At 70.0% G+C, this 16,989-nt stretch carries 12 protein-coding genes and 1 pseudogene; 12 read left to right on the top strand and 1 reads right to left on the bottom strand.

The genetic code is table 11. The features are described 5' to 3' along the window. Positions 1–67 precede the first annotated feature (67 nt). From N4G70_RS27185 to N4G70_RS27135, 11 genes and pseudogenes are all read left to right on the top strand, one after another. Entirely contained in the window at positions 68–724 is a 657-nt protein-coding gene (locus N4G70_RS27185) for a GntR family transcriptional regulator (protein ID WP_261715359.1), read from the top strand. Then, complete coding sequence (locus N4G70_RS27180; RefSeq protein ID WP_261715358.1) at positions 721–1,647, top strand: dihydrodipicolinate synthase family protein; 927 nt, start codon at positions 721–723, stop codon at positions 1,645–1,647. The genes N4G70_RS27185 and N4G70_RS27180 overlap by 4 nt, the downstream gene beginning before the upstream one ends. Further along, complete coding sequence (araD, locus tag N4G70_RS27175) at positions 1,617–3,386, top strand: L-arabinonate dehydratase (RefSeq protein WP_399037007.1); 1,770 nt, start codon at positions 1,617–1,619, stop codon at positions 3,384–3,386. The genes N4G70_RS27180 and araD overlap by 31 nt, the downstream gene beginning before the upstream one ends. Positions 3,387–3,475: 89 nt before the next feature. After that, positions 3,476–4,417, top strand: coding sequence for a carbohydrate ABC transporter permease (locus N4G70_RS27170; protein ID WP_261715357.1), 942 nt, complete (start codon positions 3,476–3,478; stop codon positions 4,415–4,417). Next, on the top strand, positions 4,414–5,319 hold the full coding sequence (locus tag N4G70_RS27165) for a carbohydrate ABC transporter permease (RefSeq protein ID WP_261715356.1): 906 nt from the start codon (positions 4,414–4,416) through the stop codon (positions 5,317–5,319). The genes N4G70_RS27170 and N4G70_RS27165 overlap by 4 nt, the downstream gene beginning before the upstream one ends. Beyond that, complete coding sequence (locus N4G70_RS27160; protein WP_261715355.1) at positions 5,316–6,485, top strand: Gfo/Idh/MocA family protein; 1,170 nt, start codon at positions 5,316–5,318, stop codon at positions 6,483–6,485. The genes N4G70_RS27165 and N4G70_RS27160 overlap by 4 nt, the downstream gene beginning before the upstream one ends. 8 nt (positions 6,486–6,493) lie before the next feature. After that, on the top strand, positions 6,494–7,342 hold the full coding sequence (locus N4G70_RS27155; RefSeq protein ID WP_261715422.1) for a PmoA family protein: 849 nt from the start codon (positions 6,494–6,496) through the stop codon (positions 7,340–7,342). Between the two features lie 370 nt (positions 7,343–7,712). Further along, positions 7,713–8,651 (top strand): annotated as a pseudogene (locus N4G70_RS27150) (pectinesterase family protein); the annotation flags it as partial. 35 nt (positions 8,652–8,686) lie between these two features. Then, a complete protein-coding gene (locus tag N4G70_RS27145; protein WP_261715354.1) occupies positions 8,687–10,042 on the top strand; it encodes a sugar ABC transporter substrate-binding protein in 1,356 nt (451 codons plus the stop codon). Further along, positions 10,039–10,866, top strand: a complete 828-nt coding sequence (locus tag N4G70_RS27140) for a rhamnogalacturonan acetylesterase (protein WP_261715353.1) — start codon at positions 10,039–10,041, stop codon at positions 10,864–10,866. The genes N4G70_RS27145 and N4G70_RS27140 overlap by 4 nt, the downstream gene beginning before the upstream one ends. Positions 10,867–10,876: 10 nt before the next feature. Continuing rightward, positions 10,877–12,187, top strand: coding sequence for a polysaccharide lyase family 1 protein (locus N4G70_RS27135; RefSeq protein WP_261715352.1), 1,311 nt, complete (start codon positions 10,877–10,879; stop codon positions 12,185–12,187). 106 nt (positions 12,188–12,293) lie between these two features. Here N4G70_RS27135 and N4G70_RS27130 read toward each other — a convergent pair whose 3' ends face one another. Next, a complete protein-coding gene (locus N4G70_RS27130) occupies positions 12,294–15,215 on the bottom strand; it encodes a glycoside hydrolase family 48 protein (RefSeq protein ID WP_261715351.1) in 2,922 nt (973 codons plus the stop codon). A gap of 266 nt (positions 15,216–15,481) precedes the next feature. Between N4G70_RS27130 and N4G70_RS27125 the strand changes: the two genes are divergently transcribed. Continuing rightward, complete coding sequence (locus N4G70_RS27125; RefSeq protein ID WP_261715350.1) at positions 15,482–16,945, top strand: cellulose binding domain-containing protein; 1,464 nt, start codon at positions 15,482–15,484, stop codon at positions 16,943–16,945. Positions 16,946–16,989 lie beyond the last annotated feature (44 nt).

The raw sequence follows: 16,989 nt of genomic DNA, 5'->3' as shown, positions 1-16,989 counted from the left end.
TACTTTCATCGCGTCGTACCTGATGCGTCATATATGAGACGCGATACGTGAGAGTCGAGAGGCGCGCATGACCTCTGTGCCCACACCCATCCCCTCCCGGACGCAGTTCGTCCTCGAAGCCGTCAAGCACCGCATTCTGACCGGGCAGTTGGCCCCGGGCCAGGCCCTGGTCGAGGTCGAACTCGCCGCGCAGTACGGGGTGTCCAAGACGCCCGTGCGCGAGGCGCTCAAGACGCTCGCGGGCACCGGGCTCGTCGTGATGAACCAGTACAAGGGCGTCACGGTACGCATGGTGGACGCGGACATGGCGCGCGAGGTGTACGACGTGCGACTGCTCCTGGAACCCGAGGCGCTGCGCCGCACCGTCCGCGGCAAGGCGGGTCTGGACGCCGCGCGCGAGGCGCTGGAGCGCGCCGATGCCGCGGCCGACACCGCCGAACGCTCCCTGGCCAACCGGGAGTTCCATCGGGCCCTGTATGTCCCGTGCGGGAACCCGCTGCTCGCGCGGATGCTGGACGAGGTGCGCGACCAAGCGGCTCTGGTGTCGGCGGTGGCCTGGGCCGCGGATCCCTCGTGGGAGCGGGAGGCCGAGGAGCACCGGGAGATCCTGCGGCGCGCCCTGGCCGGCGACGCGGACGGCGCGTCCCTGGCCCTGCACGCCCACATCGCATCGTTCGTCGAGCGGGCCTTCCCCGCGCCGCGCGGAGAGGAGATGCCGATATGACGCCACGTCAGGAAGCTTTGCGTGCGGCCCTGGCCGATGTGGTGGCCATACCCGTGACGCCGTTCGCCGAGGACGGCTCCATCGACCAGGACACCCATCGGGCTCTGCTGCGCAGACTGCTCGACGGCGGGGTGCGCACCCTCACACCGAACGGCAACACCGGGGAGTTCTACGCCCTGACGCCCCAAGAGCGGTGCGCGGTCGCGGAGTTGACCCTGTCGGAGGCCGCCGGGCGGGCGGTGGTCCTGGTGGGCGTCGGGCACGATGTGCCGACCGCCATCGACGCCGCCCGGCACGCCCGGGAGTCGGGCGCCGACATGGTGATGGTCCATCAGCCCGTGCACCCGTACGTCGCCCCGGGCGGCTGGGTCGACTACCACCGGGCGATCGCCGATGCGGTGCCGGAGCTCGGGGTCGTCCCCTACATCCGTAACGCGGCCTTGGCCGGCGGGCACTTGGCGGTGCTTGGTGAGGCCTGCCCGAACGTGATCGGGGTGAAGTACGCGGTGCCGGACGCGGCACACTTCGCCGCCTTCGCCCGGGACGCGGGCCTCGACCGTTTCGTGTGGGTGGCCGGTCTCGCCGAACCGTACGCGCCGTCCTACTTCTCGGCGGGCGCGGCCGGATTCACCTCGGGTCTGGTGAACGTCGCGCCCAAGATGTCGCTCACCATGATCGAGGCGCTCCGGGCGGGCGACTATCCGGCGGCCATGCGGGTGTGGGAGCGGATCCGCCGTTTCGAGGAGCTGCGTGCCGCGGACTCCTCCGCCAACAACGTGACCGTGGTGAAGGAGGCTCTGGCGGTGCTCGGTCTGTGCCGGCGCGACGTCCGCTCCCCCAGCAGACTCCTGGACGAGCCCGAGCGTGCCGAGGTCGCCGCCATCGTCCAGGGATGGGGCGCGGTCGCGGGGTGGGACGCGTGAGCCGTTCCGTGTCACGCGTCCGGCCGCCGGAGGAGCTGCGCAGCCACCAGTGGTACGGCACCGACGGGCTGCGCTCCTTCAGCCACCGGGCCCGCACCCGGCAGCTCGGCTATCTGCCCGAGGAGCACCTCGGCAAGCCGGTCATCGCGATTCTCAACACCTGGTCCGACATCAACCCGTGCCATGTTCATCTGCGCGACCGGGCCCAGGCCGTGAAGCGGGGGGTGTGGCAGGCGGGGGGTTTCCCCCTCGAATTCCCGGTCTCCACCCTGTCGGAGACCTTCCAGAAGCCCACCCCGATGCTCTACCGCAACCTGCTCGCGATGGAGACCGAAGAGCTGCTGCGCTCGTACCCGGTGGACGGCGCGGTGCTGATGGGCGGCTGCGACAAGTCGACGCCGGCGCTGCTCATGGGAGCGATCTCCGTCGACCTTCCGGCCGTGTTCGTGCCGGCGGGGCCGATGCTGCCCGGCCATTGGCGGGGTGAGGTGCTCGGCTCCGGCACGGACATGTGGAAGTACTGGGACGACAAGCGGGCGGGTCTGATCGGCGACTGTGAGCTCGCCGGTCTGGAGAACGGTCTGGCCCGCTCCCCCGGGCACTGCATGACCATGGGCACGGCCTCCACGCTCACCGCCGCCGCGGAGGTCCTCGGGGTGACGGTTCCCGGCGCCTCCTCCATCCCCGCCGTCGCCTCCGAGCACGACCGCATGGCCGCGGCCTCGGGGCTGCGGATCGTGGAACTGGTGGACCAGGACCGGAAGTTGTCCGCGGTCGTCACCGCCGACGCCTTCCAGGACGCGGTGACGACGGTCCTCGCACTCGGCGGTTCCACCAATGCCGTGATCCATCTGATCGCGATGGCCCGGCGGGCCGGGGTGGAGCTCACCCTCGACGACTTCGACCGCGTCGCGCGGTCCACACCGGTGCTGGCGAACGTGCGGCCCGGCGGTGACACCTATCTGATGGAGGACTTCCACTTCGCGGGCGGGCTGCCGGGCCTGCTCTCCCGCATCCCCGATCTGCTCCACCTGGACCGGCCGACCGTCGCCCATGACACTCTGCGCGAGCAGCTGGCCACCGCCGAGGTCCACCACGACGACGTGATCCGGCCCCGTGACCGTCCGGTCGCGGCCGAGGGCGGGCTCGCGGTGCTGCGCGGCAACCTGTGTCCGGACGGCGCGGTCATCAAGCACATCGCCTGTGAGCCGCGACTGCTCAAGCACACCGGTCCGGCGGTCGTCTTCGACGACTACCGGCAGCTCCAGCGCACCATCAACGACCCCTCGCTCGGCATCACCGCCGACAGCGTCCTGGTCCTGCGGGGGTCCGGCCCCAAGGGCGGTCCCGGTATGCCCGAGTACGGCATGCTGCCGATCCCCGATCATCTGCTCAAGGAGGGGGTGCGGGACATGGTGCGGATCTCCGACGCCCGGATGAGCGGCACCTCCTACGGGGCGTGCGTGCTGCACATCGCCCCCGAATCCCATGTGGGCGGCCCGCTCGCCCTCGTGCGCACCGGCGACCTCATCACCCTCGACGTCGAAGCGCGCCTCCTCCAACTGGAGGTGTCCGGCGAGGAGTTGGAACGACGGCGAGCGCGGTGGACTCCACCGCCCGCCCGGTTCGAGCGCGGCTACGGAGCGCTGTACGCCGATCAGATCACCCAGGCCGACAGCGGGTGCGACTTCGCCTTCCTCGCCCGGCCGGGCACGGTGCCGGACCCCTACGCCGGCTGATCCACCCACCGCCCCCACCCCCTCATGTTCGACATGTCGAACAACGTGCGGCAACTGCTTGCCCACGCCCTGGAGAACGGAGTCCCGTCATGGCTCAAGCCGTCGCCGTGGCCAAGCCGCCGCCACAGCGGCCCGGCAACCGCCGCCGCACCGGAGCCACCCCGCGACGACTGCCCTATCTGCTCATCGCGCCGGCCGCGCTGCTCATGCTGGGCTTCATCGCGTACCCCGTCCTCAGCGTCTTCTACTACAGCCTCCAGAACTTCAACCCCACCAAGCCGTGGCGCAACGGGTTCGCGGGCTTCGGCAACTTCACGAAGGCGTTCACCGAGGACCCGGAGTTCTGGCACACCCTCGCTTTCAGCCTCCAGTGGGTCGTCGTCCAGGTCGTGCTCCAGCTCCTGCTCGGCCTCGGACTCGCCCTCGTCGTGAACCAGACGTTCGTCGGTCGCGCGCTGTCCCGCGCCCTAGTCTTCTCGCCGTGGGCGGTCTCGGGCGTCCTCACCTCCTCCATCTGGATGCTGATCTACAACTCCCAGACAGGGGTGAGCCGTTACCTCGCTGACGCGGGCATCGGCACCTACGGAGCGTCCTGGCTCTCCGACACCGCCAGTGTCTTCCCCGCCGTCGTCACCGCCGAACTGTGGCGCGGCGTCCCCTTCTTCGCGATCCTCATCCTCGCCGACCTCCAGTCCGTACCGAAGGACCTGTACGAGGCGGCCGAGGTCGACGGCGCGGGACGGCTGCGGCAGTTCTTCCACATCACCCTGCCCCACCTGAAGGACGCCATCGTCCTGTCCACGCTGCTGCGGGCGGTGTGGGAGTTCAACAACGTGGACCTCCTGTACACGCTCACCGGCGGCGGACCCGCGGGCGAGACCACCACACTGCCGTTGCGCATCGCCTCCATCGCCGTCGACTCGCACGACTTCGGCTACGCCTCGGCGCTGACCTCGATCGCCTTCGTGATCCTCCTGTTCTGCTCGATGGTCTATCTGCGGCTCAGCAAGTTCGGGGGGCAGGAGAAGTGATCACCAAGGAGGCCGAGACGACGGCCGCCCCAACTCCCGCTGCCCATAGACCCGTTGCTCGCCGGGCCGCCCGCCCGTCCCGGCGCCGGGCGTGGGACGAGGTGCCTCGCCGGCACATCTACCTGCCCCTCGGCCTGTATCTCGTGTTCACGCTCGTGCCGTTCTACTGGATGCTGCTCTTCGCGTTCCGGCCCACGGGTTCCTCCTCGCTGGTGCCCTGGCCGCTGACGCTGGAGCACTTCGGCAAGGTGTGGAACGAGCGGAGCTTCGCGCTCTTCTTCAAGAACAGCCTGATCGTCGGAGCTCTGTCGATGCTCCTCACCACCCTCGTGGCGCTCGCCGGCGGCTACGCTCTGGCGCGCTTCGACTTCCGGTTCAAGCGCGGCTTCATGCTCATCCTGCTGTGCTCGCAGTTCATCCCCGGCGCGCTGATGCTGGTGCCGCTGTTCCAGATCTTCGCCGATCTGCGGATGATCAACTCCCTGGGCAGCGTCATCATCGCCGAGGCCGTGTTCCAGCTTCCGCTCTCCATGATCCTGATCAGCGGCTTCATCAAGAACGTGCCGTACTCATTGGAGGAAGCCGCCTGGGTGGACGGCTGCGGGCGCCTGCGGGCCTTCTGCGCGGTGGTCCTGCCACTGCTGCGTCCCGGCCTGATCGCCGTGGGGTCCTTCGCCTTCGTGCACAGCTGGAACCACTTCCTCTTCGCGCTGATGTTCCTCAGCGACCAGAGCAAGCAGACGATCCCGGTGGGCCTCGCCACCTTGATGGGCGCCGACAGCGTCGACCTCGGCGCGCTCGCCGCGGGCGGTGTCATCGCGGCCCTCCCGGTCGTCCTGGTCTTCGCCTTCATCCAGAGGTGGCTGGTCACCGGTTTCAGCGCCGGGGCGGTGAAGGGATGACCCGCCGCCGAGAGCCGGTCCCGCTGGTCCTCGCGGGGGCGCGCGGCCATGGCCGCAGGCATCTGGACACCATCCGCCGGCTCGCGCTGAGCGGCCGGGTCCGGCTCGCCGGGATCTGTGAACTCACCCCGCTGTCCGGCCCCGAACTCGACGGTTTCGGCGCCCCCGAGCAGTCGGGCGACCTCGCCGCGCTGCTCCGCTCCACGGGCGCCCGTGTCGTGGTCGTCAGCACGCCGATCCACACCCACACCGCCCTCGCCCTGACCGCCGCCGACCAAGGCGCGCACCTTCTCCTGGAGAAACCGCCCGCTCCCTCGTACGCGGAGTTCCAGCGGCTCGCCGACGGAGTCGAGGCGGCGGGCATCGCGGCCCAGGTCGGCTTCCAGTCACTCGGCTCGCACGCGATCGGCGCGATACGCGGCCTGGTCGCGGACGGCGTGGTCGGCGACGTCCTCGGCATCGGCGCGGCGGGCGCCTGGACGCGCGACGAGGCGTATTTCCGCCGCGCGCCCTGGGCCGGGCACCGCCGTCTGAACGGCGGCGATGTCGTCGACGGCGTCCTGACGAACCCGCTCGCCCATGCTGTCGCCACCGCGCTCGCCCTCGACGGCTCGACCGGCGCCGGGGACATCGCGGCGATCGAAACCGAGCTGTTCCGCGCGCACGACATCGAGGCCGACGACACCTCCTATGTGGGCATCACCACGACGGCGGGCCGCCGGATCGGGGTGGCCGCGACCCTGTGTGCCGGGCACCCGGACGAGCCGTATGTGGTGGTGCACGGGAGCCGGGGCCGCATCACCTTCTGGTACAAGCAGGACCGCGTCCTGGTGCAGCGTTCGGGACACGGCCCGCAGGAATCGTTCCACGGCCGAACCGACCTCCTCGACAACCTCCTCGACCACCTGGAAGGCCGCGCGCCGCTGCTGGTTCCGCTGCCGGTGACGGCCGCCTTCATGAGGGTCGTCGAGGCGGTACGCGACGCTCCCGAGCCGGCGCGTCTACCCCCGGAGGCCTGGAGTCGCGTCACGGACGGGGAGGGGGCCGTGCGTCGTGTGGTGCACGGTATCGACGGTCTGGTGGCCGCGTCCGCCGACACACTCAGCGGCTTCGGCGCGCTCGGGGCGCCCTGGGCCCGCACCCGCGGGGAGCTGGACGAGCAGTGAACGCGCTGGTGGATACGGGGAGTTCGTCCCTCACGCTGAGCTGTTCCGGATGTCCCGTCGCGCGATACACCAGCCACCCCCTGGACGCGCCGCGGATGTCACCACGCCCCTTCCTCCATCCGGTCACCACCCTCGCCGGCACCGTCGTCACCGAGTACCGTCCCGCCGACCACTCCCACCACACGGGGGTCTCGGTGGCCGTGCCCGACGTGGACGGGCACAACTTCTGGGGCGGCCGCACCTATGTACGCGGCCGGGGCCCGACCGAGCTCGACAACCACGGAACCCAGCATCGCGAGTCCATCGAGCGGCGCGGGGCCGACGGCTTCGTCGAAGAGCTCTCGTGGCGGGCCGGCGCCCACGAGTTGCTGCGTGAGCACCGCACGGTTTTTGCCGCCCAACTGAGCTCATCGGCTTGGGCGTTGGACTTCACTTTCCTCCTCACCAACCCCTCCGCGAGGACGGTCACCCTCGGCAGCCCGGCAACCAACGGCCGTCCGGGCGCCGCGTACGGAGGCTTCTTCTGGCGTGCTCCCACGGAGGAGGAGGCCCCCGAGGTGTTCACATCGGACGCCGTCGGAGAGCGTGCCGCACATGGGTCGCCCGCCACCTGGCTGGCGCTCGCGGGAAGGCGGTGGACCCTCGTCTTCGCGGGGGCCACCGACGAGACCCGGCGCGACCCGTGGTTCGTGCGCGCCGCCGAGTACCCCGGCGTCGGCTCCTCCCTCGCCTCCGCTCGACGGCTCGCCATCGAGCCCGGGGGGTCCGTCGCACGCCGAGTGGTCACGGTCGTGGCGGACGGGCGGCTCGGCCCGGGTCCGGCGCGGGCGCTGGCCGTTCAGGCGGTGAGCACATGAGCGCACATGCCAGGCCAGGCGCGCGGTCCTCGCGGGCGCGTACGGGTGCGGCAGGGACGGCCCCGTTCGGCGACCTCCGGCTGAACCGATGACCCGGCTGCCTCGGCGCGCCCTCCGCGAACCCTCAGCCCGCACAGTCCTCTGCTCCGTACACCCGTTGGGAGACACCATGCATCACCCCCGAAACGCACCCGGCCGCAGTCCGCGCCCAGGCCTGCGCACCCTCACCGTCGCGACCGCCGCCGTGGCCTCGCTCGGACTCACCGCGCTGGCGCCCCATCAAGCCCGGGCGCTGACGGCCGAGGCGACCGGTTCGCTCGACACCGTTTCGCACGCCTTCGCCTCGGGGCCGCGGTCCACCCCTGCCGCCGGCACCGTCCTGAACGTGCCCGGCACCTACCCGACCGTCCAGTCCGCCATCAACGCCGTACCCGACAACAACACACGGCACATCACGGTGGCCATCGCCCCCGGGACCTACCGGGAGAAGGTGTTCATCCCGTCCACCAAGCCGCATGTGACGCTGAAGGGAACGGGTGCCCGGCGTTCGGACGCGCTCATCGTCTTCGACACCCCCGCACAGTTCGGCGGCTCCGACGGCAGTGCCACCGTACGCATCGCCGCGAACGACGTCACCGCGAGCAACCTCACCTTCAGCAACGACTTCGACGAGGCCGCGCACGACTACACCGGCGAGCAGGCGCTCGCGATGAAGACCACGGGCGACCGGATCGTCTTCGAGAACACGGCGTTCCTCGGCAACCAGGACACCTTGATGACGGACAGCCCCAAGCTCGACGCCATCAGCAGGGTCTACATCCGCGACTCCTTCATCCAGGGAGACGTCGACTTCATCTACGGACGGGCCACCACCGTCGTCGAACACTCCACCATCAAGGCGCTGAGCCGCGGCTCCACCTCCAACAACGGTTACCTGACGGCCGCTTCGACCTGGAAGAACAACCGGTACGGGATCCTCATCACCGGCTCGAAGGTGATCAGTGACGCCCCCGCGCACTCCTTCCACCTCGGGCGGCCGTGGCACCCGGGCGGCGAGCCCAACGCCGTGGCGCAGGTCCTCATCCGGGAGAGCGAACTCCCGGCGGCGATCAAGTCCTCGCCCTGGGCCGACATGAGCGGCTTCTCCTGGAAGGACGCCCGCCTGACCGAGTACCGCAACTACGGGCCCGGAGCCGGGCGCACCGCCGACCGGCCGCAGATGAGCGACGCCGACGCGGCCGTTCACCAAGTCGCCAACTACCTGGCCGGCTCCGACGGCTGGGCACCGCAGCGGCGTCAACTGCCTTGACATCCCAGACGCGTTCGAAGGAAGAGAGCCGATCCATGAGGAGCAGCACGAGCCACGGCAGAGCCCGCGGGGCGGCCGTCGCCGCAAGCCTCGCGACCGTACTCGCCCTGACCGCCACCGCCTGCGGCGACGACGGCAGCGGCACGGCCGGGGGCAGGGGCGGCGAAGGCAGCGGCAAGGGTGAGATCACCTTCTGGGACAACAACACGGCGGTCCGCCGTGACATCTGGATGGAGATCATCAAGGACTTCGAGAAGAAGTACCCGGACATCAAGGTCAAGTACGTCGGCATTCCCGCCGCGTCCGTCCAGTCCAAGTACGACACCGCCATCCAGGGCGGCGGCCTGCCCGATGTGGGCGGGGTGGGCGCGGCCATGCTGGCGGGGATCGTGAGCCAGAACGCGTTGGAGCCGGTGGGTGACCGCGTCGCCCTGAGCGCGGCCCTCAATGGAAAGCTCAACACGGGCATGGTCGAGTCGGTGAAGGTGGCGGGCGGCCGGGAGGACCTGTACACCGTGCCGACATCGGCGAGCAACGGCGTCCTGTACTACCGCACGGACCTGTTCCGCGAGGCGGGCCTCCCGGCCCCCACCACCTGGACGAAGTTCTACGAAGCCGCGGCGAAGCTCACCGACAGCGCAAAGAACCAGTTCGGCTACACCATCCGGGGCGGGGCCGGGTCCATCGCCCAGGCCCTGGACGCCATGTACGGCCAGAGCGGCATCACCTCGTTCTGGGACCAGTCCCGGACGAAGACGACGGTCAACGACCCCCGGAACGTGGTGGCGTTGGAGAAGTACGCCGGTCTCTACAAGAAGGCCACCCCGTCGGCCGATGTGAACAACGACTTCACCAAGATGGTCGCCCAGTGGGACAACGGCCGGATCGGCATGCTCTACCACAATCTGGGCTCCTACAAGGACCATGTGAAGGCGCTCGGCGCCGACAAGTTCCGCGGTCTGCCCAACCCGACGACGGATGGCGGCACCCGGGTGCAGGTGTCCAACCCCGTCGACGGACTGGGCCTTTTCAGGTCGAGCGGCAACAAGAAGGCCGCCTGGACGTTCATCGAGTTCGCGGCGTCGCACGAGGCCAACAGCAAGTGGAACGAGTCGGCGGGGGCCATCCCCGCCAACACCGACGCCGCGCGGGACCCGTGGATCCAGAAGGCTGAGCCGACGCGGCTGGCCGCCGAGGCCCTCAACAGCGGCAGCACCAAGATCGTGCAGCTTCCGTACTACCTGCCGGACTGGAACACCATCTCCAAGACCGCCAACGAGCCGGCGTTCCAGAAGGTCCTGCTCGGCAAGACCTCCGCGAAGGACTTCCTGGACTCCCTCGCCGACCAGCTCGACAAGGCGCAGGCCGAGTGGAAGAAGCAGAACCAGTGACGGCGCCGGGACCCGGCCGCCGGGGCGCGCTCGCCGCTGCCGGTGCCCTCGCCCTCACGGCGGCGACCGGCAGAGCCGCCCACGCGGCTCCCACAACGCCCCGCCGCACGCCGACGCTCCACATCGCCGGGGACTCGACCGCCGCCCAGAAGTATGCCGACGCGGCCCCGGAGACCGGCTGGGGCATGGCACTGCCGTTCTTTCTGCGCCGGGAGATCGCTGTCGTCAACCATGCAATGAACGGCCGGAGTTCGAAGAGCTTCATCGACGAGGGGCGCCTCGCGGCGATCCTCACGGTGATCCGGCCGGGCGATCTCCTGCTCGTCCAGTTCGGCCACAACGACGAGAAGAAGGACGACCCGACGCGCTACACCGAGCCCTGGTCCAGCTATCAGGACCGGCTGCGGGAGTACGTCGAGGGGGCACGGGCGCACGGGGCGCGACCGGTGCTCCTCACCTCCGTGGAGCGCCGGAAGTTCGACGCCGGCGGCAGGGCGCTGCCCACGCACGGCGACTATCCGGCCGCGATGCGGGCGCTGGCCCGCCGGATGGCCGCTCCCCTGCTGGACGTCCAGGCCCTGTCGCTGGCGCTGTGGGGACGGCTCGGCGTGGAGGAGACGAAGAAGTACTTCAACTGGACCGCCACCGAGCAGGACAACACCCACTTCAACCCGCCCGGCGCGATCGCCGTGGCACGCCTGGTGGCCCGGGGGCTGCGCGATGCACACCTGCTCACGCCCCACGACCTGCGGCGCCTGGACGAGACCGTCCCGGCGTCCTGGATCACCTGGCCCCCGGCACCTCGACCCGTGACGTTTCGATGAGGAGAGCCCTATGACACACACGCACACGACTCGCGTCCACCGGACGGCGGCGGTGGCCGCGTGCGCGGCGCTGGTGCTCGCGCTGACGTCCGCCGTGGGATCCGCCCAGGCGCAGAGCCGCGACACGGGACGCGACACGCTTCCCGCGGGGGACGGCTGGGGGTCGGCGGGCTCCGGCACCACCGGCGGCGCGCGCGCCGACGCGGCCCATGTCTTCACGGTCACCACCTGGGACGCGTTCAAGGCAGCCCTGAAGAAGGGCGGCGACGCACCGAAGATCATCAAGGTGCGGGGCACCCTGAACGCCGCGGCCTCCGGCTGTTCCGCCTTCGCCGCGCCGGGCTACGACTTCGCCCAATACCTCGCCGCCTATGACCCGGCGGTGTGGGGCCACGACCGGCCGGTGAGCGGAGTTCAGGAGGACCTGCGCGCGGCTTCCGGCGCGCGCCAGAAGCCGGTGATCGAGGCGAACGTGCCGTCCAACACCACCATCGTCGGCATCGGTGCGAACGCCGGCATCGTGGGCGGCAGCCTCCAGATCAAGGGCGTCGACAACGTCATCGTCCGCAACCTGACCCTGGAGAGCCCGCTGGACTGCTTCCCGCAGTGGGACCCCACCGACGACAACAAGACGGGCGCGTGGAACTCCGAGTACGACAGCGCCGTCGTCTACGGGTCCACTCATGTGTGGGTGGACCATGACACCTTCACCGACGGCGCCCACCCGGACAGCACCCTGCCCTCCTACTTCGGCAAGATCTACGAGCGGCACGACGGCGAGCTGGACATCGTCAAGGGCGCCGACCGCGTGACCGTGTCCTGGAACGCGTTCAAGGAGCACGACAAGACGTTGATGATCGGCAACAGCGACGGGGCCGCCGCCAGCGACGCGGGCAAGCTGAAGGTCACCCTGCATCACAACGTCTTCGCGGGCATCGTCGAGCGCGCCCCGCGCGTACGGTTCGGCCAGGTGGACGCGTACAACAACCTGTACACGGTGACCGGGAGCCAGAAGTACCAGTACGTCTTCGGCATCGGCTACCAGTCCCAACTCGTCGCGGAGAAGAACGCGTTCACGCTTCCCGGCGGGGTGTCCGCGGCGAGCGTCCTCAAGAAGTGGAGTGACGCGCCGCTCACCGCCACGGGCAACTACGTCAACGGCCGCCCGGTCGACCTCATCGCCGTGCACAACGCGGAACTGCCCGGCGAGGCGCTCCGTTCCGGCGCCGGCTGGACGCCGACGCTGCGCACCCATGTGGATGACGCGCGCTCGGTGCCGGGCATCGTGGCGAAGGGAGCGGGGGCGGGGAAGGCCGGCTGAAGCCGCGACCCGTGTGAAGGGACTCGCGCCCCCTTCGCACGGGAAGGCCCCGGTCCGTCCGCGCGGGGCGGGCCGGACGGACCGGGGCACGGAGCTGGTACTCCCGCTATTCGAGCAGCTCCGCGTATGCGCCCATGGCCATCGCTATGTCGGCCTGGGCCCAGAACCGGTGGTAGGTGAAGACGGGCGCGGCGCCGCCCGCGAGATAGGTCTCGATCTTCGACCAGGCCGGGTCGTTCTTGTAGAAGGAGCGCAGCGAGGAGAAGGTGGAGGCCGAGTCGATGGTGTCACCGTTCGGCATGGTCCCGGTCCAGCCGCTCGGCACGTACACCGGGTCGGCGAACCGCTTGTAGTCGGTACGGGTCTCGGGGACCGCGATGCCCAGGGCGTCCTGGTCGTGGTTCCACATGCCGTCGATCAGCGCCTTGGCCGTCGTCTTCGCCGCCGTGTTGCCCGACTTGGCGCCGTAGTAGGTGAGGGTCTTGGCGAAGGCGGCGGCGACACCCACGTCGTCGGTGTAGTCGGCGACGGTGACATGCAGGCCCGCGTTGGCCCCGGGAGCGGCCGGGTTCCACGTCTCGGGCTTGCCGGACCACTGGAGGGTGGCGGGGATGCGGTAGGTGCCGTCGGGGTTCACCGTCGTCTTGGACAGCGCCCAGGCGACCCACTTGTCGAGGACGGTCTTGGCGGCCGTGTCTCCCGTCTGCTGGTAGTACTCGGCGACCCGCTCCATCGACCAGGCCTGGAAGCCGAACCACTGATTGGAGGGCGGGTCGTGGTAGACGGGCGCCTCGTCGTAGTACATGCCGTAGAAGGTGGGTGTGCCGGCCGGCGGGGTCGCGTACCGGCCCTGCCAGCTGTTGGTGGCGCCGCCCGCGATGGCGCCCTCGTTGGACTGGAGCCAGCGGTAGAACTCCAGCTGCCGCTTGAGGCTGGTGCTCCAATCGGCCGCTCCCGTCGCCGACTTGGGCTTGAGGTCGGCGTTCGAGCTCAGCGCCCACGCGGCGAGCGGGTTCTGGTAGCCGCCGTGCACATGGCTGGAGCCGATGCGCCAGGACCAGCCCGCCGAGGTGTCGGTGGCGCCGCCCCAGGCGTAGTACCAGGAGAGCAGATAGCTGGAGCTGTTCTTGCCGCTGCCGGCCGGGCAGGTGGTCGGCCCGACGCAGTTGCCCTGCTGCTTGAAGTACTTGTCGTACATGGCGTAGCGCAGATAGTCGCCCATCTTGGCCGCCTTGGCGACGGTCGCGCCCACCGAGGCGCCCTTGCCCTGCTGCTTGGCCCACACATCCGCCCAGTAGGCGGCCTGCACGGCGCGTGCGTCGGCGTCGGGGGCGTCGGTGTACTTCCACTGCCTGCTGTACGAGGAGTCCTTGGTGAACAGGTCCAAGTACCCGTTCTTTCCACCGTACTTGAAGATGTCACAGGTCGGCTGGGGCACCGTTTCCCAGACGGACTCCTGGGGGCCGCGCTGGAAGGTGTTGATGTAGGACGGCCCCGCGGCGCCCGGCCCGGACTCGCAGGCACCGGGGGCGTTGCCGTAGCCGTAGACGTTGTCCACGTCCTCCAGCCAGTGCATGCCGTAGATGTCGTCGGTGCCGTACGCGCTCTTCAGCTCACCCGCGATGGGGTCGTTCCCGACCGGGACCGAGGGGTCCAGCTGCGCCGGGTACTGCGAGGGGAGGTCTCCCTCGGGGGCGTAGGTGGCCGGCTTGGAGGCGTTGTAGAAGGAGGTGGTGGGCTGGTCCGCGTGGGTGGGGATCATGTACTTCTCCATGATGTCCCAGGCCCCGTTGAACTTGGACCAGTCCCCGCTCACCTTGCCGTACATGGCCTGGAGCCAGGTCAGATAGCTGTAGGCCTCCGATGTGGTCTCGTGCCCCTGGTCGGGGGCCTCCACGATGAGCGTCTCCACCGAGTGGTACGGGATGCCCTTGGGCGAGAAGTAGCCGTTCGCCGGATCGGTGATCTTCCCGTACAGGGTGAGGAAGCGCGCGTCGTACGTCTTGGAGGCGGCCAGTTCGGTGGCGGTGACCTCGGCCTTGGTGTGGCCGGGAGCCGTTGCCGCGAACACGGCCGCGCCGGTACCGGTGGCGTCGGCGGTCACCGTGGCCTTTTGCGCGGTGTTCCAGTTCGACGGGGTGAACGTCAGGCTCGCGCCGGACGTCAGGGAGAGCCCGGTCTGGCCGGAGGTGCGGGCGGTCGTCACGGTCACGCTGGCGGCCGGCTGCGTGGACAGCTTCACGTCGAACGTCGCCGACTTGCCCTGCTGGACGGAGAGTTGGGTGGGCGAGGCCACCACGGCGGGGCCGCTGGTGACATGGATGCCCACGGGCGCGGACTCGGCCGAGGCGCCCAGGCTGTCGTACGCCTTGGCATACAGGGAGTAGTCCCCCGCCGCGAGCCCGGCCGCGGAGAGGGTGTAGGGCGCGGTCGTGTCCGTGCCGAGCAGGGTGGTGTCGCTGTAGAACTCGACCTTGGCGATGGACGCGCCGTCGGCGGCGGCCGCCGTCGCGGCGAGCGGCACCGGGTCGCCTGCCGTGTAGGTGGCGCCCGGTGCCGGGCTGGTCAGGACGCTGACGGGCGGCTGGTGGGCGCCGGTGCACGGGGTGCCATTGACAGCGAAGGAGGTGGGCGCCGTGTTGGTGCCGCTGTAGGTGAACTGGGCGCCGGTGGTGACGGCGGCGCCCGCGGCGACGGTCTTGTTCCAGTCGGCGGCCTTGACCGTGACCGTCTTCGCGGTCTGGGACCAGGTGCCGTTCCAGCCGTTGGACAGTTGCTGGTTGCCGCCGTAGTCGTACGTCAGCGTCCAGCCGTCGAGGGCTGCGGAGCCGCGGTTGGTGAGGGTGAGGGCGGCGGTGAAGCCGGAGCCCCAGTCGTTGACCTGGTAGTCGACACCGCACTGCACGGAGGCGGCGTGAGCGGCGGGGCCCGCCTCGACGACGCTCGCCGCGAGGGGCAGCGAGAGCGCTGTGGCGTACATGAGGAGCCTGCGGCGGAGGCCGCGTCGGGGTCTGGTGCGCGAAGGCATGTGGGGGTCACTCCAAGCGGCTCGGCGACGGGGGACGCGGTGCTGTGCGCAAGCTTTGAACCAGTGGGAGCGCTCCCAAAGTGGTGGAGGCGCGAGGAGCTGTCAAGAGTGGCTCCGCGATTCGCACATCGAATTCTTTCGATTGAAGACTTTGACAAGTGCCCTGGCACACACGGCAGTTGGGCGCTAACCTCCGAACCAACCAGTGGGAGCGGTTCCATTCAGTCGACGTGCGTCAAGCACGCCCGAGCTGCAAGGAGTCGCTCATGCGACACCCCCCGCGCCTTGTTCCCCTTCTGCTCGGCGGCCTGCTCCTGGCCGTCGGCCTCCTGGCGCCTTCGCCCCTCCAGGCGGCCGCGGCCGCCCCGGCCTGCACGGTGGAGTACGCCGTGACGGGCCAGTGGGACGGCGGGTTCCAGGGCAGTGTGAAAGTCACCAACAACGCCGCTCCGCTGAGCAGTTGGCGGCTCGGCTTCGACTTCCCGGCCGGGCAGAGACTCACGCAGGGCTGGGGCGCCCAGTGGTCCCAGTCCGGCGGTGCGGCGGTCAGTGCCGTCAACGAGAGCTGGAACGGGACGCTCGCCACGGGCGCGGGCGTCACGCTCGGCTTCCTCGCCTCCTGGTCGGGCGCAAATCCGGCGCCGACGGCCTTCACACTCAACGGCGTTGCGTGCAACACCGGTTCGGGGCCGACCCAGCCCCCGGGCTCCGGCGGAGCGCCCGCCCTCAGGGTGTCCGGCAATCAACTGATCGACGCGTCGGGCACCGGCCGGCGGCTGCTCGGTGTGAACCGCTCGGGCGGCGAGTTCATGTGCGTGCAGGGCTACGGCATCTTCGACGGCCCGGTCGACGACACCGCGATCAAGGCGATCGCCGACTGGGGCGCCAACACGGTGCGCATCCCGCTCAACGAGGAGTGCTGGCTGGGTCTGGACAACGTCAAGTCCGAGTACGGCGGGGCCCATTACATCGCCGCCGTGCAGGACGTGGTGCGACGCGTCGAGGCGCACGGCATGACCCCGCTCGTCGAACTGCACTGGAGCCACGGCGTGTACGCGGGGAACTCCTCGGCCTGCCAGGACATCCACGCCACCTGCCAGAAGCCGATGCCGGACGCCCAGTACGCGCCGGCCTTCTGGTCCGGTGTCGCCGGCACCTTCAAGGGCGATCCCGCGGTGGTCTTCGACCTGTTCAACGAGCCCTATCCGGACCGCGCGACCCCGGACACGGCCGCGGCCTGGCGCTGCTGGCGCGACGGCGGCGCCTGCCCCGGCATCGGCTACGAGGTGGCCGGCATGCAGGACCTGCTCGACGCGGTACGCGGTGCGGGCGCCACCAACACCGTTCTGGCGGGCGGGCTCGCGTACGCCAACGACCTGAGCCGGTGGCTGACCTACCAGCCGCACGACCCAACGGGGAACCTGGGCGCGGCCTGGCACGGATACAACTTCAACACCTGCGCCGCGGAGTCCTGTTGGAGCTCCACCCTCGCACCCGTCCTGGCCCGGGTGCCGCTCGTGGCGGGCGAGATCGGCGAGAACGACTGCGGCCACACCTACATCGACCGCGCCATGGCCTGGCTGGACGCCAGGGGCGCCTCCTACCTGGGCTGGACCTGGAACACCTGGGACTGTTCGGCGGGCCCGGCCCTGATCACCTCCTACGACGGCACCGCGACCCCGTACGGCGCCGGACTGCGCGACCATCTGCGCGCCCTGACCACCTCCTGAAAGCCCCCTGTTCCACCAGCATTCGATCCCCCGAGAGGACATCG

The organism is Streptomyces sp. ASQP_92 (assembly GCF_025399895.1).
In the GTDB taxonomy this organism is placed as follows: Bacteria; Actinomycetota; Actinomycetes; order Streptomycetales; family Streptomycetaceae; genus Streptomyces.
Note: the sequence above shows the minus strand (reverse complement) of the source record. Positions and strands in the feature narration are given on the sequence as shown.